Origin of the sequence: Kribbella sp. NBC_00709, from assembly GCF_036226565.1 — a bacterium.
Classification (GTDB): domain Bacteria; phylum Actinomycetota; class Actinomycetes; order Propionibacteriales; family Kribbellaceae; genus Kribbella.
The window spans coordinates 2,833,704-2,859,078 of sequence record NZ_CP108996.1 but is presented as its reverse complement, the minus strand read 5'-3'; the positions used below and the strand labels follow the sequence as shown (position 1 = coordinate 2,859,078).

Genomic DNA, 25,375 nt, shown 5'->3' with positions numbered 1-25,375 from the left:
GACGGCACTCCACCCGGGGTGCCGTCGTCGTTTGCCGGCTAGGTCCCGACATGGGAGACGATAGAGGCGTGACTCGGGCGGACTGTGGTGTGCGGTGGTGCGGGCGTGTTTGAGCGCACGGCTGCCGGTGACCCCAAGCCTGGGCGGGCGCGGCGGGCCCGCGTGGACGGAGTCGGCTGGCAGCGGTGGATGCCGACGGCTCAGGCCCGGGAGGTGCTCGGGTGGTGGCTGGTCAGCCGGGTGGCCCTGTTCGTGCTGTCTGTCTCGGCGCCGCTGTTGTTCAACCGGGGCAACGACTACCCGAACGTCTGGCACGCCTGGCTGCAGTGGGACGTCTGGCACCTCAAGGCGGTCGCTGAATTCGGCTACAACCACGGTGAGCCGTCCGGTGCCCCGCTGGCCGCGTTCTTCCCAGGCTTCCCGCTCCTGGTCCGGCTGGTCAGCTACACCGGCATCGGGTACGTCGCCGCGGGCATCGTGGTGTCCGCAGTGGCCAGCGCCGTCGCAGGCGTGTACCTCGCGCGACTGGCGCAGTACGAGTTCCCTGAGCTGAAGGGCATCGGCCCGAACGCGGCGATGATCTGGTACGGCGCTCCGGTCGGCGTATTCCTCGCGGCCGGGTACACGGAGGCGCTGTTCTGCGCGTTCGCCTTCCCGGCGTGGCTGGCCGCGCGGCAGGGACGCTGGGCGCGCGCCGCTGTCTTCGTCGCACTGGCGTCGACCGTGCGGGTGTCCGGGATCTTCCTGATCTTCGCGCTGCTCGTCGAGTTCGTCACCTCGAAGAAGCGGGATTGGTTGTCGCTGCCCTGGTTGGCGTTGCCCGCCGTACCGGTGCTCGGTTTCATGGCCTATCTGAAGCAGATCCACGGCTCCTGGTTCGCCTGGCAGGAGGCGCAGGAGAAGGGCTGGGCGCGCGAGTTCACCTGGCCGTGGATCTCGCTCGAGCACACGTTCCAGGCCGCGAGCAAGGGTCACTTCTCGGCCGACCGCAGCGACTGGACCTGGATGTTCCGCGCCGAGCTGGTCGCGCTGTTCGTGCTGCTGCTACTCCTGGTCTGGCTGTTCTGGCGCCGGTCCTGGGGCGAGGCCGCCTGGGTCGTCGCCACGGTCGGCGCGTTCTGTACGTCGTTCTGGATCTACTCGCTCACCCGGGCCACCCTGCTGATGTGGCCGCTGTGGATCGGCCTCGCGGTCCTGGCGCGGCGGAAACCCTGGGTCGGCCGGCTCTACCTGGCCGTGGCCATACCGTTGGCCGCCATCTGGGCGGCCGGCTTCTTCACCGGCCGCTGGTCCGGCTGAGTAGTTCTGCTCAGGCGGTGCGCCCGCTGCGTCCTTAGCGTGGTCCCATGGATGGCCGGACGATCGGCAGGGTCACGGTGCAGGCGGCCTTCGTCGGTGTGGTGGCAGGTGTCGCGTACGCGATGATGCGGCAGTTCGGTGCGCCGCTGTGTCCGCCGACCGCGGTCAGCTGCGCTGTGGAGGCCGGTGGCGTGCTGTTCGCCGCACAGCTCGGGGGTGTGGCGACCGCGCTGGCGCTGCCGGTGCTGGCGCTCCGGGCCGGGCTCGGCTGGGCGTTCGCGGTCGTCGCGACGACCGGAATCCTGGCCGTGAATCTGGTCTGGTTCCTGACGTTGTCCGACATGTGGACAGTTCTGCGCTGAGGCAACCCTCGGGAGTCTTCGAGCGTCGTTAGGGATGAAGGGGTGGCAGTCCGGGCGGGGACCGCCACCCCTCATCACACCTCTTCACCCGGATCTCCGGCGGAACCTTTCAGGGGCAGGCTCCGCCGGGTAGTCCACCGAGGGCGATGGCATCGGCCGTCGCCCTCGCGTCATGATGCAACCTCCTCGCGGCCCACCCAGTAGTTCCAGGGTGGAGATCACCGACAAGGGAGGGCCGATCGTGAGCGATCACGACGCGGAGTCCGCCGGCTCCTGTCACTACAAGCAGTAACAGGAACCGGCGAACCGGTTATCAGCCCCAGTTGCGGTCGATCGACTGCGACGGGGTCGGGCTCGGCTTCGTCTCGGCGACGCGCTGGTCGCTGGGATGCGTGCCGGTCTCGACGCCCTTCAGCGTCCCGAGGAGCTCGACCTCGGCGAGCGTGACGCCGTCAGCGCCCGCCGCCGGGGTCAGCACCAGGCGGTACTGCGTGTACGCCTTCGGGGACGCGATACTGAACGACCTCGTGTACGACGCCCACGCGAACGTCTCGCCGCTGCGGCGATCCACCGTGGCCCACGTCGTGCCGTCGTTCGATCCCTCCAGCGTCCACGCGGACGGCGCCGTACCGGTGGTGCCGCTCGTCAGCGTGTACATGCCGACCGGACGGCCCTGTGGCAGGGCGACCGTGACGGTGGGTTGCGCACCGGTCAGCGTGACCTGCGTCTTCGAGTCGTTGTCGATCAACGCGGAGACATCCGCGCCACCCGCACCGATCACCGCACCGGTGTCGGAGGTCGAGTCCCGCCAGGTCATCGGGTCCTCGCCGGGCTTGGTGATCGACGGCGGGGCGTCGTTCCGGCCGCTGCCCCACTTGGTCGGCTGGTCGGTCATCTCGAACTCGATCTTGCCGCCGTTCGCGATCAGGTCGTGCGGCAACGCGGTCGACGTCCACGCCTTCCCGTTCACCCGAACGCTCTTCACATAGATGTTCTTCGAGCTGTTCTTCGGCGCGCTGATCACCAGCTTCTTGCCGCCGGCCAGCCGGACCGTCGCCTTGGTGAACAGCGGCGAACCGATCGCGTACGTCGGTGAGCCGACCTGCAACGGGTAGAAGCCGAGCGAGCTGAACAGGTACCACGACGACATCTCGCCGTTGTCCTCGTCACCCGGGTACCCCTGCCCGATCTCCGAGCCGGTGTACAGCCGGGACAGCACCTCGCGCACCTTCTCCTGCGTCTTCCACGGCTGCCCCGCCACGTCGTACATGTAGGTGATGTGGTGGGACGGCTGGTTGCTGTGCCCGTACTGACCCATCCGGACGTCGCGGGCCTCGAGCATCTCGTGGATCGTGCCGCCGTACCCGCCGGTGTGCAGCGCGTCCTCGGGAGTGCTGAAGAACTCGTCGAGCTTCTTGGCCAGTCCGTCGCGCCCGCCGTAGATCGCGGCCAGCCCGGCCCCGTCCTGCGGCGTCGAGAACGCCATGTTCCACGCGTTCGTCTCGGTGTAGTCGTGGCCCCAGTCCTGCGGGTCGAAGGTGCTGGGCGAGTTGCCCCAGACGCCGTCCGGGCCCTTGCCCTGGAAGAACCCGACGGTCGGGTCGAACAGCGTGACGTAGTTGCGGGCCCGGTTCAGGAAGTACTTGTAGTTGTCCAGGTACTCCTGCTTGCGCGGGTCGTTCTTCTTCGCCTTGTCGTACAGGGCCTTCGACATGTTCGCGATGCCGAAGTCGTTGATGTAGCCGTCCATCGACCAGCTGAAGCCTTCACCGGTGGTGTTGGCGGTGTACCCGTTGAACGTGGACAGGTCCATGCCCTTGCGGCCGACGTTCTGCGAGGGCGGTACGACGGACGCGTTCTTCACCGCCGCGTCGTACGCCGCCTGCACGTCGATCCCCTTGATGCCCTTGAGGTACGCGTCCGCGAAGGCGACGTCGGACGACGTACCGACCATCAGGTTCGCGTAGCCGGGCGACGACCAGCGGGAGATCCAGCCGCCGTCCTTGTACTGCTGGACGAACCCGTTCACCAGCGCGGCCGCGTCGTCCTGCGAGAACAGCGAGTACGCCGGCCAGACCGTGCGGTACGTGTCCCAGAAGCCGTTGTTCACGTACGTCTGCCCGGCGACGATCTTCGAGCCGGTCGTGGTCGGGGTGTCTGCGCCCACCTTCGGCGACGTCGGCGACGCGTAGGTGATGACCGGCTTCGCTGCGGTGCCGGTGTTCTCGGAGCCGTTGTTCGGGTAGAGGAACAGCCGGTAGAGGTTCGAGTACAGCGTGGTCAGCTGGTCGGCCGTCGCGCCCTCGACCTCGATCGTGCTCAACTTGGTGTCCCAGGCGGCCTGCGCGGCGTCCTTCACCTTGCTGAACTTCGAGCCGGCAGGCAGCTCCAGCTCCAGGTTCTTCCGCGCCTGCGCGGTGCCGATCAGCGAGGTCGCGATCCGCAGCTGGACCTGGGTGGTCTTGGCGTCGAACTTGAAGTACCCGCCGACATCCGCGCCGCCACCGTCCGAGAGCTTGCCGGAGGCAAGTACCTTCTGGTCCACGACGCCGTACACGAACAGCCGGCCGGCGCCGGTGGACAGGCCGCTCTTGATGTCGCTGAACCCGGTGACCACGCCGGTCGCCGGGTCGAGGGTCAGACCGCCGCTGTTGCTGGCGTTGTCGAAGATCAGCGACGCCTTGCCGGCCGGGAAGCTGAACCGCAGCATCGCCGCGTGGTCGGTCGGCGCGATCTCGGCCGCGTTGCCGTTGTCGAACGTGACGCCGTAGTAGTACGGCCGCGCGACCTCGTTGTCGTGACTGAACGACCAGGCCCGCGCCTTCCGGTCCGCGGTCGGGGTGTCGGCGGTCGACGGCATCATCTGGAACGTCTGCCGATCACCCATCCACGGGCTGGGCTCGTGGCTGATCGACAACGCCTGCATCGTCGGCCTGTTGTCCTCGTTGTTGCCCTTGGCGTAGTCGTACAGCCAGGACGTCGAACCGGCATTCGTCACCGGCGTCCAGAAGTTGAAGCCGTGCGGTACGGCGGTCGCCGGGAAGTTGTTGCCCCGCGAGAAACCGCCGGTGGCGTTCGTGCCGCGGGTGGTCAGCGCCAGGTCCGACGGGTGCTTGGCCGCGGTCTTCTGGGCCGCACGGTCCGGGTTGATCGCGGCGGCGATCCGGATGTCGTCGACCCAGCCACGGAAGTCGGCCGGCCCGGACGGCTTGTCGTACCCGATCAGGATCCGCTTGATCGTCTTGCCGGCCGCGACCTTGCCGAGGTCGGCCTCGAGGTTGTTCCACTGGTTCGTGTAGAGCGCCTTGGAGTCGCCCTGGCCGCGCGGGCTCAGCGTGAACCCGTGGTTGTCCTTGGCCTTGAGGTCGCTCAGGTAGGTGCCGTCGTCGAATGCGAGGTCGAGCGCCGCGTACGTGCTCGGGTAGCTCAGGTCGCCCTCGACGTGCTCGGGAAAGATCTTGTACGACAGCCGGGTGTCCTTGCCCACCTTCAGGTCGACGTCGGAGATCTTGTTCCACGTGTAGCCACGACCGGTGCTGTCCTGGTGCCCGGCGTACCGGAACGACTTGACGCCGGTGAAGCCGACCCGAGCGCGAGCGTTGTACGCACTGGTCGGGCCGGAGTCCAGCTGCGACTCGGCGACCGGTCCGGGCGGCGGCAGCGGGGCGCCGTTCGAGAGGTACCAGTCGGCGAGCTGGACGATGTCCTCACCGTGGTTCAGCGTGACGTCCAGCCTGAAGAACTTGTACGCCGTCTCGTTGGAGAAGCTGTACTCCTTGGTCTGGAACCTGTTCTCGAAGCTCTGACCGGTCTGCGTGTCCAGCGTGGTCCACGCCGTGCCGTCGTTCGAACCGGAGACAGTCCAGTTCTGCGGGTCGCGGCCGTCGGCGTCGTTCGCCGAGGTCAGCGCGTACTTGCGGATCACCACCGGGGCCGAGGTCTCGTAGACCAGCCAGCCGGTCGGCTCGAACACCAGCCACTTGGTGAACTTGTCACCGTCGGCCGCGTTGGTGGCGATCTCGCCACCACCGGTGTTCTCGCCGTTCGCGGTCACCTTCGTGACCTTGTCCATCTCGCTGCCACCGATCCCGGTCGGCGTCGGGCCGCGCACCCCGTCGGTGCGTGGTTTCCCGTCCGGTCCGGTCTCGACGGCATCGGTGTAGCCCGGCTGCGGCTGCCCCTGCTCGAAGGAGGTGAAGAACGAGGACCCGCTCACCACAGGCTGATCAGCCACGGCGGCCGGAGGGACGGCATGAGCTGACGTCATGGAAGTAGACATTGTCACAACGAGCCCTAGAGACGCGACGAGCCTCAGCGTCCCGTGCTGCTGTTTCCTCGGCGCTGGCAACGCCCAGGCACGCACCTCGCGGCGCCGGAGAAGCGTCCACGATGAAAACCACGTCGAGGACGCTTCTCCGGCTTGCGATGTACGCGCCTGGACGCTGCCATCGCTCGAGCAAACAGCAGCACGGGACGCTCGTGGGCGGCGGAGATCCATACATGCTCCTTGCACAACCGGTCCGGCACCGCGGGACGCCCCCGCCCACCGGTCTGAGTACGCGGCCCCGATGACAAGGTTGTCAGCCCGCGCCCGGGGTGATCCTGCCCATCATGATCACCCCCGGTCAAGGGTTCGTCGCACACCGTTCGCCCGTGTCCTGCAGTTGGTCTGTGAGCGGTAGGTTGAGGCCCATGGACGAACGTGTGCTGGTCACCGGGGCGGCCGGGTTCATCGGGCGGGCTGTGGTGGCCGCCCTGCGAGGGCGTGGGGTCGCGGTGACCGCTGTGGACCGTGAGCCGCCGGATGCGTCCTGGGACGAGGGCGTCCAGGTGGTGACCGGCGATCTGGCCGAGCAGGAGACCTGTATCGCGGCCTTCGAGACCAGACCGACGGCCGTGGTGCACCTGGCCGCGCTGACCTCGGTGCTGCGCTCCGTTGACTCGCCGATGCAGACCTTCGCGCAGAACGTCACCATCACTCAGGTCCTGCTCGAGTTGGCGCGGGGCAGTGGTGTGGATCGGTTCGTGCTCGCGTCGACGAACGCAGTTGTGGGGGACGTGGGTACGTCGACCATCACCGCGGACCTCGCGCTCCGGCCGCTGACGCCGTACGGCGCGACGAAGGCCGCGGGCGAGATGCTCCTGTCGGCGTACTCCGGCAGCTACGGGCTGGCGACCGCGGCGCTGCGGTTCACGAACGTGTACGGGCCGGGGATGTCGCACAAGGACAGCTTCGTGCCGCGGATGATGCGGGCGGCGCTGACCGGGACCGGCGTCCGGGTGTACGGCGACGGCGAGCAGCGGCGCGATCTGGTGTTCATCGACGACGTCGTGAGCGGGATCCTGCTCGCGCTCGACAGCAAGTACGACGGCCGCGCGATCATCGGCTCCGGCCGGTCGGTGTCGGTGCTGGAGATGATCGAGACCGTGCGCGAGGTCACCGGATGCCCGGTGCCGGCGGAGCACATCGACGCACCCGCGGGTGAGATGCCGGCAGTAGTCGTAGACATCGCCAACGACCTCGGCTACAAGCCGACTGTCTCGTTGGAAGAAGGCTTGGCGCGGACGTGGCAGTACTTCAAGCAGCAGTGAGAAAACACTGGCTGCTCACAGTCTTTCTGGTCGTTGGTGTTGTACTGCGGGTGCTGGCGATCGTCGCCTACCGGCCGGCGATCGTTTACACCGACTCGGTGCAGTACCTGACGAACATGGGGAAGCTGAGTCCTGACCAGCTCAACCCGATCGGCTACGACTTCGTGCTCGGTCCACTGGTCTGGATCGGTGGGCTGACCTTCGTAGTGATCGTCCAGCACCTCGTCGGACTGCTCCTGGGCGTAGCGATCTACGCACTGGCCCGGAGACTGACCGTCTACCGCTGGCTGGCCGCTGTAGCGGCCGCGCCCCTCCTGCTCGACGCCTACCAGGTGCAGATCGAGCAGAACATCATGGCCGAGACCACCTTCGACGTGATCCTGGTGGCGATCCTCTGGCTGCTCCTCGGCCGCATACCGGGCTGGAAGCGCGCAGCGGTCGTCGGCGTACTGATCGGCGCCGCCTTCACGGTCCGCGCCATCGGCATGGTCCTGCTGATCGCAGTGGTGCTCTACCTCATCGTGGTCGGCAACGCCTGGCGCAAGCGCCGCATGGACGTCGTACGGCGCACTGTGGCGGCTGTAGCCGGGTTCGGCGTCGTCTTCGCGGCGTACATCGGCTATTACCACGGCGAGACCGGCCGCTGGGGTTTCACCGGTGCCGAGAACCAGATCCTGTACGGGCGGACCGCCACCGTCGCCAACTGCGCGAAGCTGCCGCTCGACGAAGGCACGCGGCTGTTCTGTCCCAAGGAACCGCTCGGTCAGCGCCTCGGCGTCGACAAGTACGCCCACAATCACTACGGCGACCCGAACTGGCCCGGACCGCTTCCACCCGGTACGACGAAGCGCCAGCTGGCAACCGAGTTCGCGCACCTCGTCATCACGCATCAGCCGCTCGACGTGACGTGGGCTGCGCTGAAGGACTTCGGGAAGGGCTTCGCGCCGACACGGACCAGCTCGCCCGACGACGTACCGCTGGACCGCTGGCAGTTCCAGCTCACCTATCCGAACCTCAATGACCCCAACACCGCGAAGGCCGCAGTGAAATGGGGCGGGTCGGAGCCACACGTCACCCACGTTCCTGCGGTCATTCTGCGCGCGTACCAACTCCACGGCGGCTACACGTCCGGCACGCTGCTCGGTCTGTACGCTCTGATCGCCCTGGCCGCAGTGGCCGGTCTGGGACGAGCAAAGACGTCAGGTCTCCGCTCGGCTGCGCTACTGCCGGTTGCGGCGGGCGTGATCCTGTTGCTCGGGTCTGCGGCCTTTGAGTTCTCCTGGCGTTACCAACTGCCCGGTCTGGTCTTCTTCCCGCTCGCAGGAGCGATCGGACTACGTGCTGTGCTGGGGAAGGACCAGGCCCGCCCTCCGATGGCGGACTACCCGGATTCCGTCGATTCCCTTGCAGTAAAGGACTTCGGCCACAAGGAGTTCGCACCGATCGTCGTGGTCATTGCCGCGTACAACGAGGCCGGCGGGATCGGGCCAGTGCTCACCAACATGCCGCGAACCTGCGCGGGCATGCCCGTCGACGTACTCGTCGTGGTGGACGGCTCGACCGACAACACCGCCGAGATCGCCCGTGAGCATGGGGCTTTCGTCTGCGTTGCCCCGAGCAACCGTGGTCAGGGCGCCGCACTCCGGCTCGGGTACCACCTCACGGCCGAGCGCGGAGCGGAGTACGTCGTCACGACCGACGCGGACGGTCAGTACGACAACAGCGAGCTCGACGTACTGCTGGAGCCGATCCTGGCCGATCGGGCCGACTTCGTCACCGGGTCGCGGCGGCTCGGGGCGGAGGACGCGGACAGCCGGCTGCGCTGGGTCGGTGTACGTGTGTTCGCTGTGCTCGCATCGATCCTGACCCGGCGCAAGCTGACCGACACGTCGTTCGGATTCCGCGCGATGCGGGCCGAACTGGCTGTTGCGGTGACGCTGCGCGAGCCGCAGTACCAGTCGTCGGAGCTACTGCTGGGCGCGCTCGCGCTCGGCGCCCGCGTTGTCGAGCTGCCGATGACGATGCGCCGCCGGGGCGACGGGAGCAGCAAGAAGGGCCCGGGGCTGGTGTACGGCGCGAACTACGGGCGGGTGATGACGACTACGTGGTTACGGGAGTACGTGCTTCGACGGGGTCGGCGGCGGGCGCAGGCTTGGCGAACACCAGCCGATCGAACAGCACGAACTTCACGATGAACAGGATCGCGTAGGTTGCCAGGTACGAACCGGTCACGAGGAGTGTCTTCAGCGCGTGCGACCCGATCGGCTGGACCAGGTGGTCGGTCACCGACGTGACCACCGCGGCGGTGACCGCGGAACCGATCACGATGATTGTGTACGGCAACTTCTGACCGCTGCGGCCCCAGGTGTAGCGCCGGTTCAGCACGTAGTTCGGGACGGCTCCGGCGAGCCAGGCAACCAGCGTCGCGACGATCGCCGCAGTACCGAACCAGTAACACAGAGCGAACGCCAACTGGCTGACCACGGTCGCGACCACGGAGGATGCCGAGTACTTCGCCCAGAGCAACCATCGGCTGCGGGGGAGACCGGTCTTGGTGAGAACGCGCATCGGGGCCTATTCTGCACCCCCGCACCGGCGAGGGGCAGTCCGGGACAGATTCTCAGCCGATTGCCAGCGAATAGATGACTCCCGTCACGTTACTGGAGCGGGTACTCGGGATAGGAAAGACTCTGACGACGTTCCCTGACGGAAGGCGGCCGAGCCGTGCGCGTACTCGTCCTGGGCGGTGACGGTTACCTAGGGTGGCCGACTGCACTGCACCTCTCCGACCGCGGCCACGACACGGCCGTTCTCGACAACATGGCCCGCCGCGGTTACGACCGCGAGCTGGGCGTCCAGAGCCTGGTCCCGATCGAGGACCTCGAGACCCGGGCGGCAGCCTGGGAAGAGGTCTCCGGCAAGCGGCTCCAGACGTACGTCGGTGATCTGCTCGACGCGGACTTCGTCTACCAGGTACTGCGTGAGTTCGAGCCGGACGCGATCGTGCATTTCGCCGAGCAGCGCGCCGCGCCGTACTCGATGATCGACCGCGAACACGCTGTGTACACGCAGCACAACAACGTGGTCGGCACCCTGAACCTGATGTACGCCGTCGCCGAGACCAACCCGGACATCCACCTGGTCAAGCTCGGCACGATGGGCGAGTACGGCACGCCGAACATCGACATCGAGGAAGGCTGGCTGGAGGTCGAGCACAACGGGCGCAAGGACCGGATGCTCTACCCGAAGAAGCCCGGCTCGTTCTACCACCTCAGCAAGGTGCACGACTCGCACAACCTCGAGTTCGGCTGCCGGATCTGGGGGATGCGCGTCACCGACCTCAATCAGGGCGTGGTGTACGGGCAGCAGACCGACCAGACCGTGCGGGACCCGCGGCTGGCGACCCGGTTCGACTACGACGCGGTGTTCGGCACCGTGCTCAACCGGTTCGCCATCCAGGCTGTGCTCGGTGAGCCGCTGACGGTCTACGGCTCCGGCGGGCAGACGCGAGGCTTCCTGGACATCCGGGACACCGTCGAGTGCATCCGGCTCGCGGTGGAGAACCCGGCCGACGCCGGCGAGTTCCGGGTCTTCAACCAGATGACCGAGAGCTACTCGGTGTCCCAGCTCGCCGATCTGGTCGCGGAGTGCTTCCCCGGCCCGGTCCAGGTCGAGCACCTGGAGAATCCGCGAGTCGAGCAGGCCGAGCACTACTACAACGTCAAGCACACCGGCCTGGTCGGCCTCGGACTGCAGCCGCACCTGCTCTCGGAAACCCTGATCGAGTCGATGTTCGACATCGTCTCGGCCAACAAGGACCGCGTCGACCCGGCAGCGCTGCTACCGACCGTCCGCTGGAAGGGCCACCTCAAGAGCTGACTTTTCGACGTCACCAGCTCGGCGAACCGGCGCGCAGCCGGCGTCGCCGCATGCCCACTCGGCAGCACCAGATCCACCCGGCGCCGGCCGCGACGAGGTCGAGCGCCATGCTCCACCGGGTCCGCACGCTAGCGGCGGGCGCCGACGAGGAGTGTGGGGATTGCGGCCAGGAAGCGGTTCCGGCGGGCGCGTCGGGACTGCTCGGCCAGCCAGCCGTCGGCGTCCTGCTGCGTGATCAACGCCTTGTCGACGGCTGCGGTGGCTGCCGCCTTCAGTTGTGGGGCCATCTGTTGCTGGTCGGTGATGACCTCGGTCCGTACGACGACCTCGACATCGTGGAAGCCGGCGTCGAGGAGGACGTCCCGGAGGGTTCGCGTCGCGCGGGGGGACACGGTCTGGGACTCCAGGCCGAGGCGGATGACATCGGTGAGGTCCTGGTCGGAGTTGGTGATCATCACGAAGCCGTAGTCCTGCCCGCCGACCACGATCCGCCCGCCCGGACGTAGTACCCGGTGTGCTTCGGCGATGGTCGGCGCCGGGTCGTGGAGCAGGTGGAACAACCGCATCGCGCGGTACCCGTCCATCGACCCGGCCTCGAGCGGCAGGTCGTCGGAATGTGCCACGTGAAACATTGCCCCGGGCGCCCGCTCCCGGGCGGCCTCGATCGCATCCGGATCGGCGTCGATCCCGGTCACCTTCAGACCCTTGCGGGCGAGTTCCGCGACCGCGTGCCCCGCACCGCAGCCGACGTCGACGCAGGTCGCACCGCGTTTCAGCTCCAGCGGCCGGTACGACGCCGCGCGCAACTCGGCCGCACCGGTCCGCTCCTCGATCCGCTCCAGAAAGCTCATGACCTTACGCTGCAACTTCAGGTCCACCTGAAGTCAACTGCCACCGCTTGCGTCCGAAGGACTGTGGCCTGTGGCCCTCGCTTCTTCGGACGCAACCGGTGATTCAGTCCATCGAGACCTTGTCGAATGTGGTGGTGGTGTAGCGGACGTCGAGGTCGACCTCGTCGCCGACGGCCGGCGGCGCCACCGACGACGGCAGGAACAGCATGCTGGCCTGCATGTGCGGCGGCTCCGCGAACCAGCGCTGCTTGCCCTCGATGCTGAACGGCGACAACGCCATCCCGGCCGCGTCCAGGCTGCCCTTCGCCATCGCGATCGCGCGCTGCCGGACGCTCGCCGCCGCGGTCGGTGCCTCCAGTCCGACGCCGTGCGCCGTACCGCCGGAGACGATCAGGATGTGGCCGTCGCCGCTGACCCGGCGCTGCCGGTAGCCGACCCGCTCACCGCGGCGGACCGAGTGCACGTCGAGGACGGTCGCCCGGACCGTCAGCGCACCGCGGTCGCCGAGCCACAGCCCGGTGCCCATCCGGAGCTTCACGTCGGGGCCGATGTCGGCCAGCTTCTGGGCGGGCACATGCGAGACCCACAGCGTGCCCTTGCGCACGTCGAGCGCCGCCTTCGCCAGGTTCTGGGCCTCGCGCAGGTTGGCCGACGTACCGCCGGCGCCCATCGGGAAGTGCAGCGACCAGCCTTCGAAGCGGATCCGGTCGAGGGCGTTCAGCAGCATCGTGTGCCGCAGCTCGCGGGCCCCGATGCCGTGGCGGCGCATCGAGGTCATCACCTCGATCAGCACCCGGCTGCCGGCCGGGATCGAGACGAGGTCGGCCAGCCGGCTGACGGTGTGGATCACGTTCTTGCTCTGCGGCACCTCGAGGAACGGCCGCCACGGCGACAGTACGACGACGTCCTCGCGCGGGTCCGGCGGGACCTCGAAGTACGTCCCGACCGCGACCGTCCGGGCACCGAGCGCGCGGGCCTCGGCCAGCAGCCGGTGGTTCCCGAAGCCGTACCCGTTGCCCTTGGCCACCGGAACGATGTCGGGGTTCCAGGTGGAACGCAGGTGATCACGCCATCGATCGGAATCGACGTGCAGGACTAGGGGCATGGTGTCAACGCCGTCTCATGTAGAGGTCGAATGCGGTGTAGAGCGCCTTGTTCAACGGCAGATCCCACTCACCGACGTACTCGACGGCTTCGCCGCCGGTCCCGGTCTTGAACTGGATCAACCCGACGTGCGGGTCGTTCGGGTCCAAGGTGTCGGTGATGCCCCGTAGGTCGTACACGGACGCGCCCGCCGCGAGCGCGTCCGTCATCATGCGCCACTGGACCGCGTTCGATCCACGCACGTCTCGCTTGGCGGTCGAGCTGGCACCGTAGGAGTACCAGGAATGACCGCCGACCCGGACCCAGATCGTCGACGCGACCAGGTCGCCCTCGTGATGGGCGTTGTAGATCCGGAAGTCACAGCAGCCGGACGGCTGGTTCGCCATCGCGGCGTACATCTTCTCGAAGTACGGCAGCGGCCGCGGCGTGAAGTGGTCCCGCTGCGCGGTCTCGACGTACAGCCCGTGGAAGGCCTTGATGTCCTCGGGGCCGCCCTGCGTCACCTCGACGCCGGCCTTGTCCGCCTTCTTGATGTTGCGCCGCCAGAGCTGGTTCATGCCCTTCAGCAGGTCGTCCTGGCTGCGGCCGGCCAGCGGCACCTGGAAGACGTACTGCGGCTGTCCGGCCGCGAACCCCTCCGCGAGCCGCGGTGCCTTCCAGCCCAGCTTGCGCAGCTGGTCGGTGACCGTCGCGCCGGACGGCTCGATCACGTCCGGGCGGACGTCGCCGAGCTTCGGCTGCTGGCCGCCGGCGATGGCGTCCTTGATGGTCTTGGCGGTCCAGCGCCGGGTCACGACCGGCGGACCCATCCGGATGCCGAACGCGCCCTGCTCCTGCAGATGCGCGGCCAGCGGGCGCAGGTACGCGCCGAGGTCGATCGCGTCCCAGTCGATCACCGGGCCTTCCGGCAGATAGGCGAGGTACCGCTTCACCTTCGGCATCTGCCGGTACAGCACGAGCCCTACGCCGACGAGCTCCGCCGGGTTGGCCGCGTCGTACCAACCGAGTGACTCCGCCTTCCACTCACTCTTCACCGCCGCCCAGCCAGGGGTCTGCAGGAAGCTCGCCGCCGGCTGCGCCGCGATGTACGCGGCATGCTCGTCGGCCGAGATGGTCCGAATGCTGAAGTCACTCACGGGGGGTCAGAGTACCGGCCCAGCTGCCGCAACCCCAGCTGAGCCGGTTTCTGATCAAACCTGTGCGAGCAGCTTCTCGGAGAGGTCCCACAACCGAGTGGCCGACTCCGGATCCAGCGCGTACGGCGCGACGCCGTTGCGCTCGCCTGCGACGTTGGGCAGTGCCTCCTGGTTGTCCTCGAAGTACCTGCCGGTCACGCCCAGCACGACCGGGGATGCGGCGAGTAGTACTGACGTCGCAGCACCTTGCTCCACCGTCTTCCAGCGGTACTGGTCCCACCCCGCCTGCATCTCCTCGGGGACGTGACGCTGGAGAGCGGTCCGGATCCCGCCCGGCATCAGCGCATTGGTGACGATCCCGTCGGCAGCCCAGCGCTCGGCGGCCTCGACCGCGAACAGGATGTTGGCGGTCTTCGACTGCCCGTACGCCGCCCACGGCTGGTACGCCCGGTGCTCGAAGTGGAGGTCGTCCAGGTGCACATCCGATTGCAGATGTGCGCTCGAGCTCACCGAGACCACACGGGCGTCCCCGCCCGCGGTGAGTGCGTCATGCAGGCCGAGGGAGAGGCCGAAGTGACCGAGGTGGTTGGTGGCGAACTGGTGCTCCCAACCTTGCGGTGTGCGGTTCAGCGGCTCGGCCATCACGCCGGCGTTGTTGACCAGGATGTGCAGCGGCCCGGTCCAGCTTCCGGCGAAGGCGCGCACCGACGCGGGGTCCGCGAGCTCGATCGGAGCGACGAACACGTGGTTGTTGCCGGTGCTCTCGATGATCTGCGCGGCGACGCGTTCGCCGGCCGCGGTGTTGCGCACGGCCAGCGTCACCTCGGCGCCCGCTCCGGCGAGAGCACGGGCGGTCTCGACACCGATCCCGGACGCGCCACCGGTGACGACCGCCCGGCGGCCGGTCAGGTCGACTCCGGAGATCACGTCGGCCGCGGTGGACTCGTACCCGAAAGGAGTGGTGAATCTGCTCATCAGCGTCCGTCCTGTCCTGCGAGCTACGCTTTAACCGGAGGAGCCTCCGGTACCCCCAGTTAAGCGGAGGCGCCTCCGGTTATCAAGGTCCGCTAAGTTTGACGCCCGGAGGGGAGGGGACATGACTGGCATCGGTGAGCGTCCGCTGCGCGCGGACGCACAACGCAATCGCGGCCAGATCCTCGACGCCGCGTCGCGTTCGTTCTCGAAGTGCGGCCTGGAGGCGACGCTCGAGGGCATCGCGAAGGACGCCGGCGTCGGCATCGGCACCTTGTACCGGCACTTCCCGACGCGCGAGGCCTTGATCGAGGCGGCGTACCGCAGTGAGCTCGCGGCGGTCTGCGACGCCGCGTCGGAGCTGCTCGCCAAGCTGCCTCCGGCCGAAGCGCTGCGGGTCTGGATGGACCGCTTCATCGACTACATGGCCCGCAAGATGGGGATGGCCGATGCACTGCGCGCGGTGATCGCGTCCGGCGCGGATCCGTACGCGCAGAGTCGTGACTTGCTCGTCGGCGCGATCACGCCGATCCTCGAGGCTGGTGCCGCCGCGGGGGATCTACGGTCCGATGTGACCGCGGACGACGTACTCATCAGCCTCAGCGGCGTCGGACTGGCTGCATCCGATCGGCGTGAGCAGGCCGACCGCCTGCTCAACCTGCTCCTCGACGGCCTGCGGTACGGCGCGTGACGCGCAAGGTGGCGCTGGTGACCGGCTCCGCCTCCGGCATCGGAGCGGCCACGGTACGGCGGCTGGCCGCGGACGGGATGACTGTCGCGGTGCACTCGCGATCCAGCTACGAGGCTGGGAAGGCGCTGGCTGCCGAGTTGGGTGGGACGTACCACCAGGCCGACCTGTCCGACGACGCAGCTGCCCAGGCGTTGGTGCCGGAGGTGGTCAGCGAGCACGGGCGTCTCGACGTACTCGTGAACAACGCAGGCATCAGCTGGCCCGTCCCGCACGCTGCACTCGACGGCCTCAGTGCAGACGACTGGCGGAAGCTCCTCGACGTCAACCTGATCGCGCCGTGGCTGTTGTGTACGGCGGCCCTCCCGGCGTTGCGCGAATCCGGTGGATGCATCGTCAACGTGACCAGCCACGCGGGCGTCCGACCGAAGGGCAGCTCGATCGCGTACGCCGCCTCGAAGGCCGCGCTGAATCACGTGACCAAGTTGCTCGCTGCTGCTCTCGGACCAGACGTTCGCGTCAATGCAGTCGCACCCGGTCTCGTCGACACACCCCTCACCGAGTCGTGGACCGACGCGCAGGAGCTGTGGAAAACCAGGAGCCCGATGCGTCGCGCCGCGCAGCCGTCGGACGTCGCGGACCTGATCTCCGCGGTGATCCACAACACCTATCTGACCGGTGAAGTCATCCTGCTCGACGGCGGCCTGAACCTGCGCTGATTCTGTCGGTGGGTCCTTCTACGATCGCGGGATGTCTTTGGGTCGAGACTTCCGCCGGTTGTGGGTCGCGTTCACGGTCAGTGCGTTCGGATCGGCGGTCGGGCTCGGCGCCTTGCCTTTGGTCGCGGTTCTCGCGCTCGGCTCCAGCACCTTGCAAGTCTCGATGCTCGCCGCATTGTCCGCGCTGGCCGGCGCCGCGATCGCCTTGCCGATGGGGGACTTCATCGAGCAGCGGCGGAAGCGGCCGGTGATGATCGCGGCGGACCTGGTGCGGTTCGCCGCTCTCGTCTCGGTGCCGATCGCGGCGGCGTTCGGCGTACTGACGTTTGCGCACCTGTGCGTCGCGGGCGTGCTGCAGGCCGCCGGCACGATCGCTTTCCAAGCCGCGAGCGGTGCGCATCTGAAGGCGTTGATCCCGGCAGCCGGTCGGGCCGAGGCGAACAGCCGGTTCGAGCAGACCAACTGGGTCTCGCTGAGCATCGGTCCGGCGATCGGCGGCGCACTCGTCAGTCTGGTCGGCGCGACCATCACGCTGGCGGTCGATGCGGTGTCGTTCCTCGGGTCGGCGATCGGGATCCGGCGGATCCAGCAGCCCGAGCCGGAGCCGGTCAAGCGGGAGGGGAAGGCGGACATCACCGCGGGCTGGCGATACATCCTCCAGCACCGCGGATTGCGGGCCCTGTTCTGGAACTCGCAGCTCTTCGGCGGGCCGGTGATGATGACATCGCCCCTGCTGGCGGTCTTCATGCTGCGCGACCTGGGCCTGGCCGCGTGGACCTACGGAGTGATGCTCGGCGTCTCCTGCATCGGCGGCGTCATCGGTGCACGGATGGCGCCACGCCTCACCCGGCGGTACGGACTGCACTGGATGCTGCTGGTCTTCGGCGTACTGCGGGCGCCTTGGCTGCTGCTCTTCCCGCTGGCGCCGCACGGGATGGGTGGGTTCGTGCTGCTCACCGCGGCGGAGACTGCTCTGCTGGTTGGGGCAGGTGCGTTCAACCCGTCGTTCGCGACGTACCGGATGGAGCAGACCGAGGACGGGTTCATGTCGCGCGTGGTGGGGTCGTGGTCGATCAGCTCGCGCTGCGTGCAGCCGGCGTTCATCGCGCTCGGCGGGGTGCTCGCGACGCTGGTCGGGATGCGGGGCGCCTTGTGGGTGGCGGGGATCTGCTGCACGCTCAGCGCCGTACTGCTGCCGTGGCGGGCGGCTAGACCAGCCCCATTGCCTGAGCCAGCCTGACCTGGCTGCCCATCGCGCCGCCGTCGGCCTTGGCGTCCAGGTAGCCGGCCGCCTGGTCCGGTGGCAGCACGAGAACCTCGACCACCTGTTCGCCGTCGGCGGGGTTGGTCGGCTGCTGGTCGACGACCACGTCCGCGACGACGGTGGCCCAGTAGGAGATCGGGTGCGGGAGATGCGGACGATACGGCGCGGGCCGACCGTGCTCGGCCCGGTGAGCACCGAGCCAGGTCAGCGGGCTTGTCAGCCGGGCCCCTGCCTCCTCGAGGAGTTCGCGGTGGACAAGCTGCTCGATCGTCTCGCCCGGCTCACGGGTGCCGCCGGGCAGGAAGCGCCACCCCAGATCGTTGCTACAGACAACAATTCCGTTCCCGGACCGCCCGATCACGTGGACATTGCTGATCAGCTCGTCCGGCGGGCGATCGGTGGAGTACTGCACATCGAGCTCACCCCAGGGCCAATGGTCCGGTGCGAACAGCTCGGGGAACTCCTCTGCCCAGGCCTGCATAACCTCATTCTGCGCTACCGTCGCTCGCATGGCAGACCCCGACCCCGAGCCCACGCCGGCACCCGACCCCGAGCCGGCCGCGGCAGCCGAGGCTGAGCCCGGGTCGACGGCCGAGGTCGAGTCTGATCCCAAGGCTGATTCGAAGGCGGAGGCCGAGCCTGAGGAGGATCCAGCTGTCAAGCAGCAGCGGACGGTGAACCGCTTCCTGTGGTCCTGCGCCTGGCTCACCGCGTTGGCCGGCTTGTTCCTGGTCGCCGGTATTGCCCAGTCGGACGGTGGCGGCAGCGCGCTCAGGTGGCTCGGTGCGGTGGTAGCCATCGTCTGCATGCTCGCCCTCATCGCCGGCTACGTCGCCTGCGCACGCGGCAAGCTCACGCTGCGGGCGCGCGCGCTCGGCCCGTTGGACGTGTTCCAGACGAGCACCCTGGTCGTGCTGATCGCCGTGATCTGCGGTCTGCTCGCACCGTCGAGCAACTCCGCCGCCCTCGCGCTGCTCTTCCCGTGGGCCCTGACCTATTGGATGTACGGCCTGGACCGAACGAGGACGCCCTCTACTTGAGGTGCGACCGGAGGTAGTCCAGGTCGGCCTTCTGCCCGTTGTTCGCGTTCGGGGTCTCGACGACGACCGGGGCGCCGGCCGCCTGCACGACCGCCACGATGTCGGCCGGGTCGATATGACCCTCCTCGAAGTTGCTGTGCCGGTCCGCGCCGGAGCCGAACTCGTCGCGTGACCCGTTGGCGTGGACGAGGTCGATCCGCCCGGTGATCGCCTTCACCTTCTCGACGATCGTCGGCAGCTCCTCGCCGGCCGCGTGGAAGTGGCAGGTGTCCAGGCAGAACCCGACGTTGTCCAGGCGGTCGTTGCCCGAGGCCTGCACCGCTTCCCACAGCCGCGCGATCCGCTCCAGCTGCCGGGCCATCGCGTTCTCGCCGCCGGCGGTGTTCTCGATCAGCAACGGCACCGGCAGCTCGGCCCGCTCGATGCACTTGCGCCAATTGTCGAACCCGGCCTCGGGGTCGTCCTCGTCACCGACGTGCCCGCCGTGCACGATCACGCCCTTGACGTCGATCTCCGCCGCCTTGTCCAGCGTCTGCTGCAACAGCTTGCGGCTCGGGATCCGGATCCGGTTGTTCGTGTTCGCGACGTTCAGCCGGTACGGCGCGTGCACGTAGAGGTCCACGCCCGCGGCGGCGGCGCGGGTCTTGAGCGCCTCCTCGCCGTCGGCGTACGCGAGCTTCGGCGCCTTGTAGTCCTGCGGGTTCCCCAGGAAGAACTGCACCAGGTCGGCGCCCCTGTCGGCCGCCTCCGCCAGCGGGTCTTCCTGCTCCACATGCGCACCGAGCTTCACAGTCATGACCCCACCCTAGGACTCCGCACGGACAGTTCAGGAACCCCATCCTGCCGACCGGGTCACCTTCCGCTCGTCGTCGGTCGGCGGCTGCACCGGGCGGCCTTCGAACTCGGTGGACAGCACGATGTGCGTGTTCATCTCGCCGTGCTCACCGAGTCGCTCGAACAGTCCTTCCAGGTGCCGCATCGACGTCACCCGCACGCGCAGCATCGAGCACGAGTTGCCGCTCAGCTTGTGGATCTCGAGCACCTCGGGGAAGTCTTCGGCGCGCGTGGTCTTCAGCAGGCACCTGCCGGTCGTGCAGCGCATCTGGACGAACGCCGACAGCGGCTGACCGGCCCGCGCCGGGTCGACCTCGGCGCGGTAGCCCTTGATCACGCCGGCCTCTTCCAGGCGTCGTACCCGATCGGCGACTGCCGGTGGGGACAGGTTGACCCGCTTGCCGAGCTGGTTGAAGGACAGCCGCCCGTCGGACTGCAGGGCGGCCAGGATCTGCCAGTCCGTGGAGTCGAGTTCACGCTCCTGAAAGGTCATGCGCCCAGAACACCTTTCAGATCGGTCCTCCGCAAGGGCAGACGCCTTCTTTCGAGCATTCATCGGGGCGGACGGCTTTTCTAGCGTGATAGGCATGCTGCTTCCCGTCATTCTCGCCGCCGCCTTGATGAACGCCGCGATGGTCGCCGCCAGCGCGGTCAGCGCCATCGTGATCGCCGACGACCTCGGCCCTGCCCTGGCCGGTCTGCCCAACACCGCAGGTGTCCTCGGTACAGCTGCCGGCGCCATGGCGGTCGGACGCTGGACAGCGCGGCTCAGCCGGGCACAAGCACTCCGGACCGGGTACGGCGTGGGTGTCGCCGGGGGAGCGTCGACGGTTCTGGCCGCTGTGGGTGCACCGGTCGCGCTGCTCTTCGTAGGCATGTTCCTTCTCGGCGTCGGTAACGCAGCGAGCCTCCTGTCTCGCTACGCGGCCGCCGACGCCGCACCGCCTTCCCGACGTTCATCGGCGATGAGCACTGTCGTTTGGGCCAGCACGCTCGGTGCCGCCGGCGGACCGTTCCTCATGGCGCCGTCACAGTCGTTCGCTTCGGGCATTGGCCTGCCTGCGCTCGCAGGTCCGTTCCTGCTCGCTCTGGCTGCAGTGTTCTCCGCACTGGTCGCCTCGACGTACATCCGGCGTACCAGCTCCACTGACACGCCTCAGGTACGTCGAGCGTCCGGCGGTCGATCGGTACTACTGGCCGCTGGCGTGATGGTCGTGGGTCAACTGGTGATGGTGTCGGTGATGACAGCCGTCCCTGTCCACACGCACCTGCACCACGACGGTCTCGGGCTGTTGGGGGTGATGCTGTCTGCCCACACCCTGGGGATGTTCGCCCTGTCCCCGTTGACTGGTTGGTGCATCGACCGCTTCGGGCCCCGCGTGGTGACGCTCGCCGGACTGATCGGGCTATTGGCCGCCGCAGTACTGGTCACCCGGACCGGACTGGTCTTCACGCCCGCGTTGTTCCTGCTCGGCTACGCGTGGAACCTCTGCTACCTGGGCGGCAGCGCCCAGCTCGGGTCCGCCGAACTGGAAAGCCGGGTGGAGTCGTCGATCTGGACCGTCTCGGCGCTCGCCACCGCCTCATCGCCCTGGCTGTTCACGCTCGGCGGGTTCCCGGTACTGGCGCTGATCTCGGTGATTCTCGCCGTACCGTTGCTCGTGCTGGTGGTCCGTCGCGGTGAGCGCATCGTCGTACTCCGGTGACGCAGAGTCATCGGAACAGGCCTGTGGATATGGTCAATAGGCCGTCCGGACGCTGGTATTCTCTTGATGTGGCCCGGTCCATCGACCGGGCTCGTTGCTTGGCGCCGACGGCAATTGCCGGCGTGGAGCACAACCGCATCGCCCTCCTGCCACGGAGAGACCGTGGCCGCCAAGTCCGAAGGAGGTGGAGTTCGCGCATGCGTCGTTATGAAGTCATGGTGATCCTCGACCCGGAGCTCGATGAGCGCACCGTGGAGCCGTCCATCGACCAGTACCTGAACATCGTCCGCAAGGAAGGTGGCACGGTCGAGAAGCTCGACATCTGGGGTCGTCGCAAGCTGGCCTATGACGTGAAGAAGAAGTCCGAAGGCATTTACGCCGTCGTCGACCTGACCGCCGAGCCGGCGGTGGTGAAGGAGCTCGACCGTCAGCTCACGCTGAACGAGTCGATCCTGCGCACCAAGGTCATCCGGCCGGACCAGCACTGAACCTGGGGTCGTCAGCAGCCATCGGTACTGTCGGCACCGGCCGGTACCAATAGCTGTAGACACAGCCAAACCCGATAGCAGGAGGAACGGCAATGGCAGGCGAACCACCTATCACCCTGATCGGAAACCTGACGGGTGATCCGGAACTGCGCTTCACGCCCTCGGGCGCCGCGGTGGCAAATTTCACCATCGCGTCCACCCCGCGGACGCTCGATCGGCAATCGAACGAGTGGAAGGACGGGGAAACCCTCTTCATCTCGTGCGCGGTGTGGCGCCAGGTTGCCGAGAACGTTGCCGAGTCCCTGACCCGCGGTTCCCGGGTCGTCGTGCACGGGCGCCTGAAGGCGCGCAGCTACGACGACCGCGACGGGAACAAGCGCACCGTTTTCGAGTGTGACGTCGAAGAGATCGGCGCGAGCATGCGCTACGCGACGCTGAAGATCTCCAAGACCTCGCGCTCCGACGGCGGTGGCGGTGGCGGTTTCGGCGGTGGCGGTGGTGGCGGCCAGCAGTTCGGTGGTGGCGGCAACCAGGGCGGTGGCAACCAGGGCGGTGGCAACCAGGGCGGTGGCAACCAGGGCGGCGGCTTCGGCGGCGGTCAGGGTGGCGGCCAGCAGAACGACCCCTGGGCAACCCCGCAGGGCGGTGGCGGCCAGGCCGCCCCGCAGAACGACCCCTGGGCCAGCCAGGGCGGCGGCTCGATGGAAGAGCCCCCGTTCTGATCGGCCCGCAAACCCGTTAGGGACCATTCCGGCACTCGTGCCGGGCTCTGGAAATAGGAAGAGAGCACCACAATGGCCAAGATCATTCGGAAGCCGAAGAAGAAGGTCTGCGGCTTCTGCAAGGACAAGGCGACGTACGTCGATTACAAGGACACCGCGCTGCTGCGCAAGTTCATCTCGGACCGCGGCAAGATCCGCGCCCGCCGGGTGACCGGGAACTGCGTGCAGCACCAGCGCGATGTCGCGACCGCTATCAAGAACGCTCGTGAGGTGGCCCTGCTGCCGTACACGAGCACCGCTCGCTGAGGGAGGCGCGGACCATGAAGCTCATCCTGTCTCAGGAGGTCGAGGGCCTCGGGGCTCCCGGCGACATCGTCGAGGTGAAGGACGGCTACGGCCGTAACTACCTGGTTCCGCGTGGCCTGGCCATCGGCTGGACCCGCGGCGCCGAGAAGCAGATCACGACGATCAAGCGGGCGCGTGACGCCCGGGCGATCCAGGGCAAGGAGCACGCGAGCGAGGTCAAGAACCAGCTCGAGCAGCTCAACGTGACCCTGGCCGTCAAGGCCGGCGACACCGGCCGCCTGTTCGGCTCCGTCACCCCGGCCGACATCGCCACGGCGATCAAGTCCGCGGGTGGCCCGTTGGTGGAGAAGCGCGCGATCGCGATCGCGTCGCCGATCAAGACCACCGGCAAGCACCAGGTCGCGGTCCAGCTGCACCCGGAGGTGGCCGCCACGGTCCGCCTCGAGGTCGCAGCCGGCTGACCACAGCACCACCACGAAGGCCCGCGTTCCCGGAAGGGAGCGCGGGCCTTTCAGTTCAGCGGGGACCGGCCGGCCTCACTGTGGTGCCTCGACAGTCGGCCACTCGGCCGGAGCGGGTTCGGTCGAGCTGTCACTCGTGTCGCCCGGCTTCGTCACCGCAGGCCACTCGGCCGGGGCGGGCTGCGCCGCCTCGCCGTCGGAGTCATCAGGCACGGCAACGGTCGGCCACTCGGTCGGGGCCGGCTCGTTGTCGTCGGCGAGCGCCGGGGCAGACGGCATCAACAACAGGCCGGCGACAGCCAGCGCACCCAGGGTCCGCACCGACCGGCGCGTTGCTGCACTCATCGGGCGGCCGGGTTCAACGCGTAGAGGACCGAGTCGAAGACGACGATCGCGTGGCCGCCGGCGATACCCCACGGGCGGGTGGGAGCGGGGTTCAGCAGGTGCTGCGGCTTGCCCGGGGTGACGGCGTACGTCTGGCCGGCGATCGTGCCGTAGATCAGTGAGCCGGTGATCGACAGCGGGCGGAAGTCCGTGATCGTCACGATCCGGGGGGCCGCGAGATTGATCAGGCACTCACCCCAGGCGGCGAACTTCCGGTTCGGGTCCGGCACCCAGGCCCAGGACTGGACATCCGATGACGACGACGGCGGGCAGACGGCGACGACCTTGCCGCTGGCGGTCGACTGCACCGTCGGGATCACCTTCTCGGGATCCTTGGTCGGCCAGATCGCCAGCGCGTAGTCGGGACTGGCGGAGAGGACCTGCTTGGGCTTGTCGGAGATCGCACCGCCCGGCTTCTGCGGGGTGATCGTCTGCAACGGTTTGTCCGGCGCACTCCAGAAGAGCGGGCCTTGGTACTGCGAGATCAGCGCGCGATTGCCCTCGGCCAGCAGGATGGTCGACAGCCGGGGCTGGTTCGGCACGGCCTTGAGCTCGCCGCCCGACATCACCATCGCTCCGCCGGTGCTGCTCAACATGATCAGCGGAGACTTACCGAAGAACTGCACCTTGGAACTGTCAGGGAGCGCGACGTTCTTCGGCTCGGCCCCGCCGCCGGCCCAGTAGATCAACGTGTCCTGCGTCGCGACGGCAAGGACCAGCTTGCCGTCGATCGTCGTGTAGACCGGGCTCTCCGCGTCCTTCGGCACCTTGTCCTGCCACAGCACCTTGCCGGTGCCGTCGAACACGGCGATCTTCTGGTCGGCGGTGAGGATCGCGACCTCGGTGCCGTCGGGCTTGATCGCGGGCGTTGTGTCCGGGGCGATGTTCACCGTCCAGCCCGCGTGCGTGCTGAAGCCTGGTGGCACCGTCCCCGGTGAGAACTCGTCCGGGCCGACCTGGGGGCCGGGCAGGGACGGCAACAGCGGTGACGTGGTCACGGTCGGCTTCTTGTGCAGGTTGGGCTTGATCACCGCGACGAACACGACCGTGCCGATGACCAGGACGCAGCCCACCACCATGGCCACGATGATCGGCCAGATCGGCTTCTGACCGCCGCTACGGCCGCGGGCGGCCTCGGGGTCGATCGCTTCGACGTTGCCGTCCGGGTGGATGATCAGCGGCCAGGAGGCGCCGTCGGACTCGACCGCGGTGGCCTTCACCGCGCGGCCGAGCTGAGCGGCCCGCTCGGCGACGAGCTGGATCGCAGCCTGTCGCGGGTCGTGGTGGTTGACCGGGTGGCTCCGGCCGGCGATCTTCACTTCGGCGTTGTGATCGTCGTACAGCCGAATCGTGACCTTTGGCCAGGACGGGATCTTCTCAGCCACGATGACCTCTCATTCCCGCCACAGATCTCCCTCGCTCATCCGACTACGACGTCCTCGTTCTAGCATGTCCCCGCACGAGGCATGCCAGGGATTCCGGGCAGGCAGAAACCACGCGAGCCCGGCGGCTCGACTGACCCCGACAAGGGGGTAGAAACATCCTCGCCTGTGGATGGGTCACGAAAG

At 68.0% G+C, this 25,375-nt stretch carries 25 protein-coding genes; 14 read left to right on the top strand and 11 right to left on the bottom strand.

Annotated elements, in window-relative coordinates; genetic code table 11:
• Positions 1 to 105: 105 nt before the first annotated feature.
• Together OHA18_RS14065 and OHA18_RS14060 are read left to right on the top strand one after the other, a co-directional pair.
• Positions 106 to 1,299, top strand: coding sequence for a mannosyltransferase family protein (locus OHA18_RS14065; protein WP_329004509.1), 1,194 nt, complete (start codon positions 106 to 108; stop codon positions 1,297 to 1,299).
• Between the two features lie 47 nt (positions 1,300 to 1,346).
• Positions 1,347 to 1,661 carry a hypothetical protein gene (locus OHA18_RS14060; RefSeq protein WP_329004508.1) on the top strand — a complete coding sequence of 105 codons (315 nt, stop codon included), beginning with the start codon at positions 1,347 to 1,349 and terminating at the stop codon, positions 1,659 to 1,661.
• A 313-nt stretch (positions 1,662 to 1,974) separates the two neighbouring features.
• Here OHA18_RS14060 and OHA18_RS14055 read toward each other — a convergent pair whose 3' ends face one another.
• Positions 1,975 to 5,928, bottom strand: a complete 3,954-nt coding sequence (locus OHA18_RS14055) for a GH92 family glycosyl hydrolase (RefSeq protein ID WP_329004507.1) — start codon at positions 5,926 to 5,928, stop codon at positions 1,975 to 1,977.
• Positions 5,929 to 6,353: 425 nt separating this feature from the next.
• Between OHA18_RS14055 and OHA18_RS14050 the strand changes: the two genes are divergently transcribed.
• Together OHA18_RS14050 and OHA18_RS14045 are read left to right on the top strand one after the other, a co-directional pair.
• Complete coding sequence (locus OHA18_RS14050; RefSeq protein ID WP_329004506.1) at positions 6,354 to 7,253, top strand: NAD-dependent epimerase/dehydratase family protein; 900 nt, start codon at positions 6,354 to 6,356, stop codon at positions 7,251 to 7,253.
• A complete protein-coding gene (locus tag OHA18_RS14045; RefSeq protein ID WP_329004505.1) occupies positions 7,250 to 9,448 on the top strand; it encodes a glycosyltransferase family 2 protein in 2,199 nt (732 codons plus the stop codon). Before OHA18_RS14050 ends, OHA18_RS14045 begins: the two co-directional genes overlap by 4 nt.
• Here OHA18_RS14045 and OHA18_RS14040 read toward each other — a convergent pair.
• Complete coding sequence (locus OHA18_RS14040) at positions 9,354 to 9,821, bottom strand: GtrA family protein (protein WP_329004504.1); 468 nt, start codon at positions 9,819 to 9,821, stop codon at positions 9,354 to 9,356. The two genes, OHA18_RS14045 and OHA18_RS14040, sit on opposite strands and share 95 nt — an antisense overlap.
• A 156-nt stretch (positions 9,822 to 9,977) precedes the next feature.
• Between OHA18_RS14040 and OHA18_RS14035 the strand changes: the two genes are divergently transcribed.
• Positions 9,978 to 11,132, top strand: coding sequence for an NAD-dependent epimerase/dehydratase family protein (locus tag OHA18_RS14035; RefSeq protein ID WP_329004503.1), 1,155 nt, complete (start codon positions 9,978 to 9,980; stop codon positions 11,130 to 11,132).
• A 128-nt stretch (positions 11,133 to 11,260) separates the two neighbouring features.
• On the opposite strand, the gene OHA18_RS14030 is transcribed toward OHA18_RS14035, so the two are convergent.
• The 4 genes from OHA18_RS14030 to OHA18_RS14015 form a co-directional block, all read right to left on the bottom strand.
• Positions 11,261 to 11,983 (bottom strand): methyltransferase domain-containing protein, encoded by a 723-nt coding sequence (locus OHA18_RS14030; RefSeq protein WP_329004502.1) that lies wholly within the window; start codon positions 11,981 to 11,983, stop codon positions 11,261 to 11,263.
• A gap of 103 nt (positions 11,984 to 12,086) precedes the next feature.
• Entirely contained in the window at positions 12,087 to 13,088 is a 1,002-nt protein-coding gene (locus tag OHA18_RS14025) for an alanine racemase (protein ID WP_329004501.1), read from the bottom strand.
• A gap of 4 nt (positions 13,089 to 13,092) precedes the next feature.
• Positions 13,093 to 14,223: a lipid II:glycine glycyltransferase FemX gene (locus OHA18_RS14020; protein WP_329004500.1), complete on the bottom strand. Its 1,131-nt coding sequence runs from the start codon at positions 14,221 to 14,223 to the stop codon at positions 13,093 to 13,095.
• 54 nt (positions 14,224 to 14,277) lie between these two features.
• Positions 14,278 to 15,198 (bottom strand): SDR family NAD(P)-dependent oxidoreductase, encoded by a 921-nt coding sequence (locus OHA18_RS14015; RefSeq protein WP_329004499.1) that lies wholly within the window; start codon positions 15,196 to 15,198, stop codon positions 14,278 to 14,280.
• Positions 15,199 to 15,319: 121 nt separating this feature from the next.
• Here OHA18_RS14015 and OHA18_RS14010 point away from each other — a divergent pair, with 121 nt between their 5' ends.
• From OHA18_RS14010 to OHA18_RS14000, 3 genes are read left to right on the top strand one after another with little or no spacing between them, the layout of a single operon-like run.
• Positions 15,320 to 15,886, top strand: coding sequence for a TetR/AcrR family transcriptional regulator (locus OHA18_RS14010; RefSeq protein ID WP_329004498.1), 567 nt, complete (start codon positions 15,320 to 15,322; stop codon positions 15,884 to 15,886).
• Complete coding sequence (locus OHA18_RS14005) at positions 15,883 to 16,602, top strand: SDR family NAD(P)-dependent oxidoreductase (protein WP_329004497.1); 720 nt, start codon at positions 15,883 to 15,885, stop codon at positions 16,600 to 16,602. Before OHA18_RS14010 ends, OHA18_RS14005 begins: the two co-directional genes overlap by 4 nt.
• A 31-nt stretch (positions 16,603 to 16,633) precedes the next feature.
• Positions 16,634 to 17,842, top strand: coding sequence for an MFS transporter (locus OHA18_RS14000; RefSeq protein WP_329004496.1), 1,209 nt, complete (start codon positions 16,634 to 16,636; stop codon positions 17,840 to 17,842).
• On the opposite strand, the gene OHA18_RS13995 is transcribed toward OHA18_RS14000, so the two are convergent.
• Positions 17,811 to 18,347 (bottom strand): NUDIX domain-containing protein, encoded by a 537-nt coding sequence (locus OHA18_RS13995; RefSeq protein ID WP_329004495.1) that lies wholly within the window; start codon positions 18,345 to 18,347, stop codon positions 17,811 to 17,813. The two genes, OHA18_RS14000 and OHA18_RS13995, sit on opposite strands and share 32 nt — an antisense overlap.
• Positions 18,348 to 18,375: 28 nt before the next feature.
• Between OHA18_RS13995 and OHA18_RS13990 the strand changes: the two genes are divergently transcribed.
• Positions 18,376 to 18,906, top strand: coding sequence for a hypothetical protein (locus OHA18_RS13990; RefSeq protein WP_329004494.1), 531 nt, complete (start codon positions 18,376 to 18,378; stop codon positions 18,904 to 18,906).
• Here the strand turns inward: OHA18_RS13990 and OHA18_RS13985 are convergent.
• Positions 18,899 to 19,702: a deoxyribonuclease IV gene (locus OHA18_RS13985; protein ID WP_329004493.1), complete on the bottom strand. Its 804-nt coding sequence runs from the start codon at positions 19,700 to 19,702 to the stop codon at positions 18,899 to 18,901. The genes OHA18_RS13990 and OHA18_RS13985 overlap by 8 nt on opposite strands.
• A 30-nt stretch (positions 19,703 to 19,732) precedes the next feature.
• Positions 19,733 to 20,233: an Lrp/AsnC family transcriptional regulator gene (locus tag OHA18_RS13980; RefSeq protein ID WP_329004492.1), complete on the bottom strand. Its 501-nt coding sequence runs from the start codon at positions 20,231 to 20,233 to the stop codon at positions 19,733 to 19,735.
• A gap of 94 nt (positions 20,234 to 20,327) precedes the next feature.
• Here OHA18_RS13980 and OHA18_RS13975 point away from each other — a divergent pair, with 94 nt between their 5' ends.
• The 5 genes from OHA18_RS13975 (at position 20,328) to rplI (ending at position 23,423) form a co-directional block, all read left to right on the top strand.
• Positions 20,328 to 21,446 carry an MFS transporter gene (locus OHA18_RS13975; protein WP_329004491.1) on the top strand — a complete coding sequence of 373 codons (1,119 nt, stop codon included), beginning with the start codon at positions 20,328 to 20,330 and terminating at the stop codon, positions 21,444 to 21,446.
• Positions 21,447 to 21,643: 197 nt separating this feature from the next.
• Entirely contained in the window at positions 21,644 to 21,934 is a 291-nt protein-coding gene (gene rpsF, locus OHA18_RS13970; protein WP_130386399.1) for a 30S ribosomal protein S6, read from the top strand.
• Between the two features lie 92 nt (positions 21,935 to 22,026).
• Entirely contained in the window at positions 22,027 to 22,656 is a 630-nt protein-coding gene (locus OHA18_RS13965) for a single-stranded DNA-binding protein (RefSeq protein ID WP_329004490.1), read from the top strand.
• Positions 22,657 to 22,728: 72 nt separating this feature from the next.
• On the top strand, positions 22,729 to 22,962 hold the full coding sequence (gene rpsR / locus OHA18_RS13960) for a 30S ribosomal protein S18 (protein ID WP_012924539.1): 234 nt from the start codon (positions 22,729 to 22,731) through the stop codon (positions 22,960 to 22,962).
• 14 nt (positions 22,963 to 22,976) lie between these two features.
• Positions 22,977 to 23,423, top strand: a complete 447-nt coding sequence (rplI, locus tag OHA18_RS13955) for a 50S ribosomal protein L9 (protein WP_329004489.1) — start codon at positions 22,977 to 22,979, stop codon at positions 23,421 to 23,423.
• A gap of 75 nt (positions 23,424 to 23,498) precedes the next feature.
• On the opposite strand, the gene OHA18_RS13950 is transcribed toward rplI, so the two are convergent.
• Positions 23,499 to 23,768 carry a hypothetical protein gene (locus OHA18_RS13950; protein WP_329004488.1) on the bottom strand — a complete coding sequence of 90 codons (270 nt, stop codon included), beginning with the start codon at positions 23,766 to 23,768 and terminating at the stop codon, positions 23,499 to 23,501.
• Positions 23,765 to 25,192, bottom strand: a complete 1,428-nt coding sequence (locus tag OHA18_RS13945) for a hypothetical protein (protein WP_329004487.1) — start codon at positions 25,190 to 25,192, stop codon at positions 23,765 to 23,767. The genes OHA18_RS13950 and OHA18_RS13945 overlap by 4 nt, the downstream gene beginning before the upstream one ends.
• Positions 25,193 to 25,375: the final 183 nt, after the last annotated feature.

Bases quoted from the DNA above. Each gene is read 5' to 3' on its own strand.
- OHA18_RS14060 (WP_329004508.1), top strand. From the start codon at position 1,347: ATGGATGGCCGGACGATCGGCAGGGTCACGGTGCAGGCGGCCTTCGTC.
- OHA18_RS14055 (WP_329004507.1), bottom strand. From the start codon at position 5,928: ATGACGTCAGCTCATGCCGTCCCTCCGGCCGCCGTGGCTGATCAGCCT.
- OHA18_RS14050 (WP_329004506.1), top strand. From the start codon at position 6,354: ATGGACGAACGTGTGCTGGTCACCGGGGCGGCCGGGTTCATCGGGCGG.
- OHA18_RS14040 (WP_329004504.1), bottom strand. From the start codon at position 9,821: ATGCGCGTTCTCACCAAGACCGGTCTCCCCCGCAGCCGATGGTTGCTC.
- OHA18_RS14030 (WP_329004502.1), bottom strand. From the start codon at position 11,983: ATGAGCTTTCTGGAGCGGATCGAGGAGCGGACCGGTGCGGCCGAGTTG.
- OHA18_RS14025 (WP_329004501.1), bottom strand. From the start codon at position 13,088: ATGCCCCTAGTCCTGCACGTCGATTCCGATCGATGGCGTGATCACCTG.
- OHA18_RS14015 (WP_329004499.1), bottom strand. From the start codon at position 15,198: ATGAGCAGATTCACCACTCCTTTCGGGTACGAGTCCACCGCGGCCGAC.
- OHA18_RS14010 (WP_329004498.1), top strand. From the start codon at position 15,320: ATGACTGGCATCGGTGAGCGTCCGCTGCGCGCGGACGCACAACGCAAT.
- OHA18_RS14000 (WP_329004496.1), top strand. From the start codon at position 16,634: ATGTCTTTGGGTCGAGACTTCCGCCGGTTGTGGGTCGCGTTCACGGTC.
- OHA18_RS13995 (WP_329004495.1), bottom strand. From the start codon at position 18,347: ATGCAGGCCTGGGCAGAGGAGTTCCCCGAGCTGTTCGCACCGGACCAT.
- OHA18_RS13990 (WP_329004494.1), top strand. From the start codon at position 18,376: ATGGCAGACCCCGACCCCGAGCCCACGCCGGCACCCGACCCCGAGCCG.
- OHA18_RS13985 (WP_329004493.1), bottom strand. From the start codon at position 19,702: ATGACTGTGAAGCTCGGTGCGCATGTGGAGCAGGAAGACCCGCTGGCG.
- OHA18_RS13980 (WP_329004492.1), bottom strand. From the start codon at position 20,233: ATGACCTTTCAGGAGCGTGAACTCGACTCCACGGACTGGCAGATCCTG.
- OHA18_RS13975 (WP_329004491.1), top strand. From the start codon at position 20,328: ATGCTGCTTCCCGTCATTCTCGCCGCCGCCTTGATGAACGCCGCGATG.
- rpsF (WP_130386399.1), top strand. From the start codon at position 21,644: ATGCGTCGTTATGAAGTCATGGTGATCCTCGACCCGGAGCTCGATGAG.
- OHA18_RS13965 (WP_329004490.1), top strand. From the start codon at position 22,027: ATGGCAGGCGAACCACCTATCACCCTGATCGGAAACCTGACGGGTGAT.
- rpsR (WP_012924539.1), top strand. From the start codon at position 22,729: ATGGCCAAGATCATTCGGAAGCCGAAGAAGAAGGTCTGCGGCTTCTGC.
- rplI (WP_329004489.1), top strand. From the start codon at position 22,977: ATGAAGCTCATCCTGTCTCAGGAGGTCGAGGGCCTCGGGGCTCCCGGC.
- OHA18_RS13950 (WP_329004488.1), bottom strand. From the start codon at position 23,768: ATGAGTGCAGCAACGCGCCGGTCGGTGCGGACCCTGGGTGCGCTGGCT.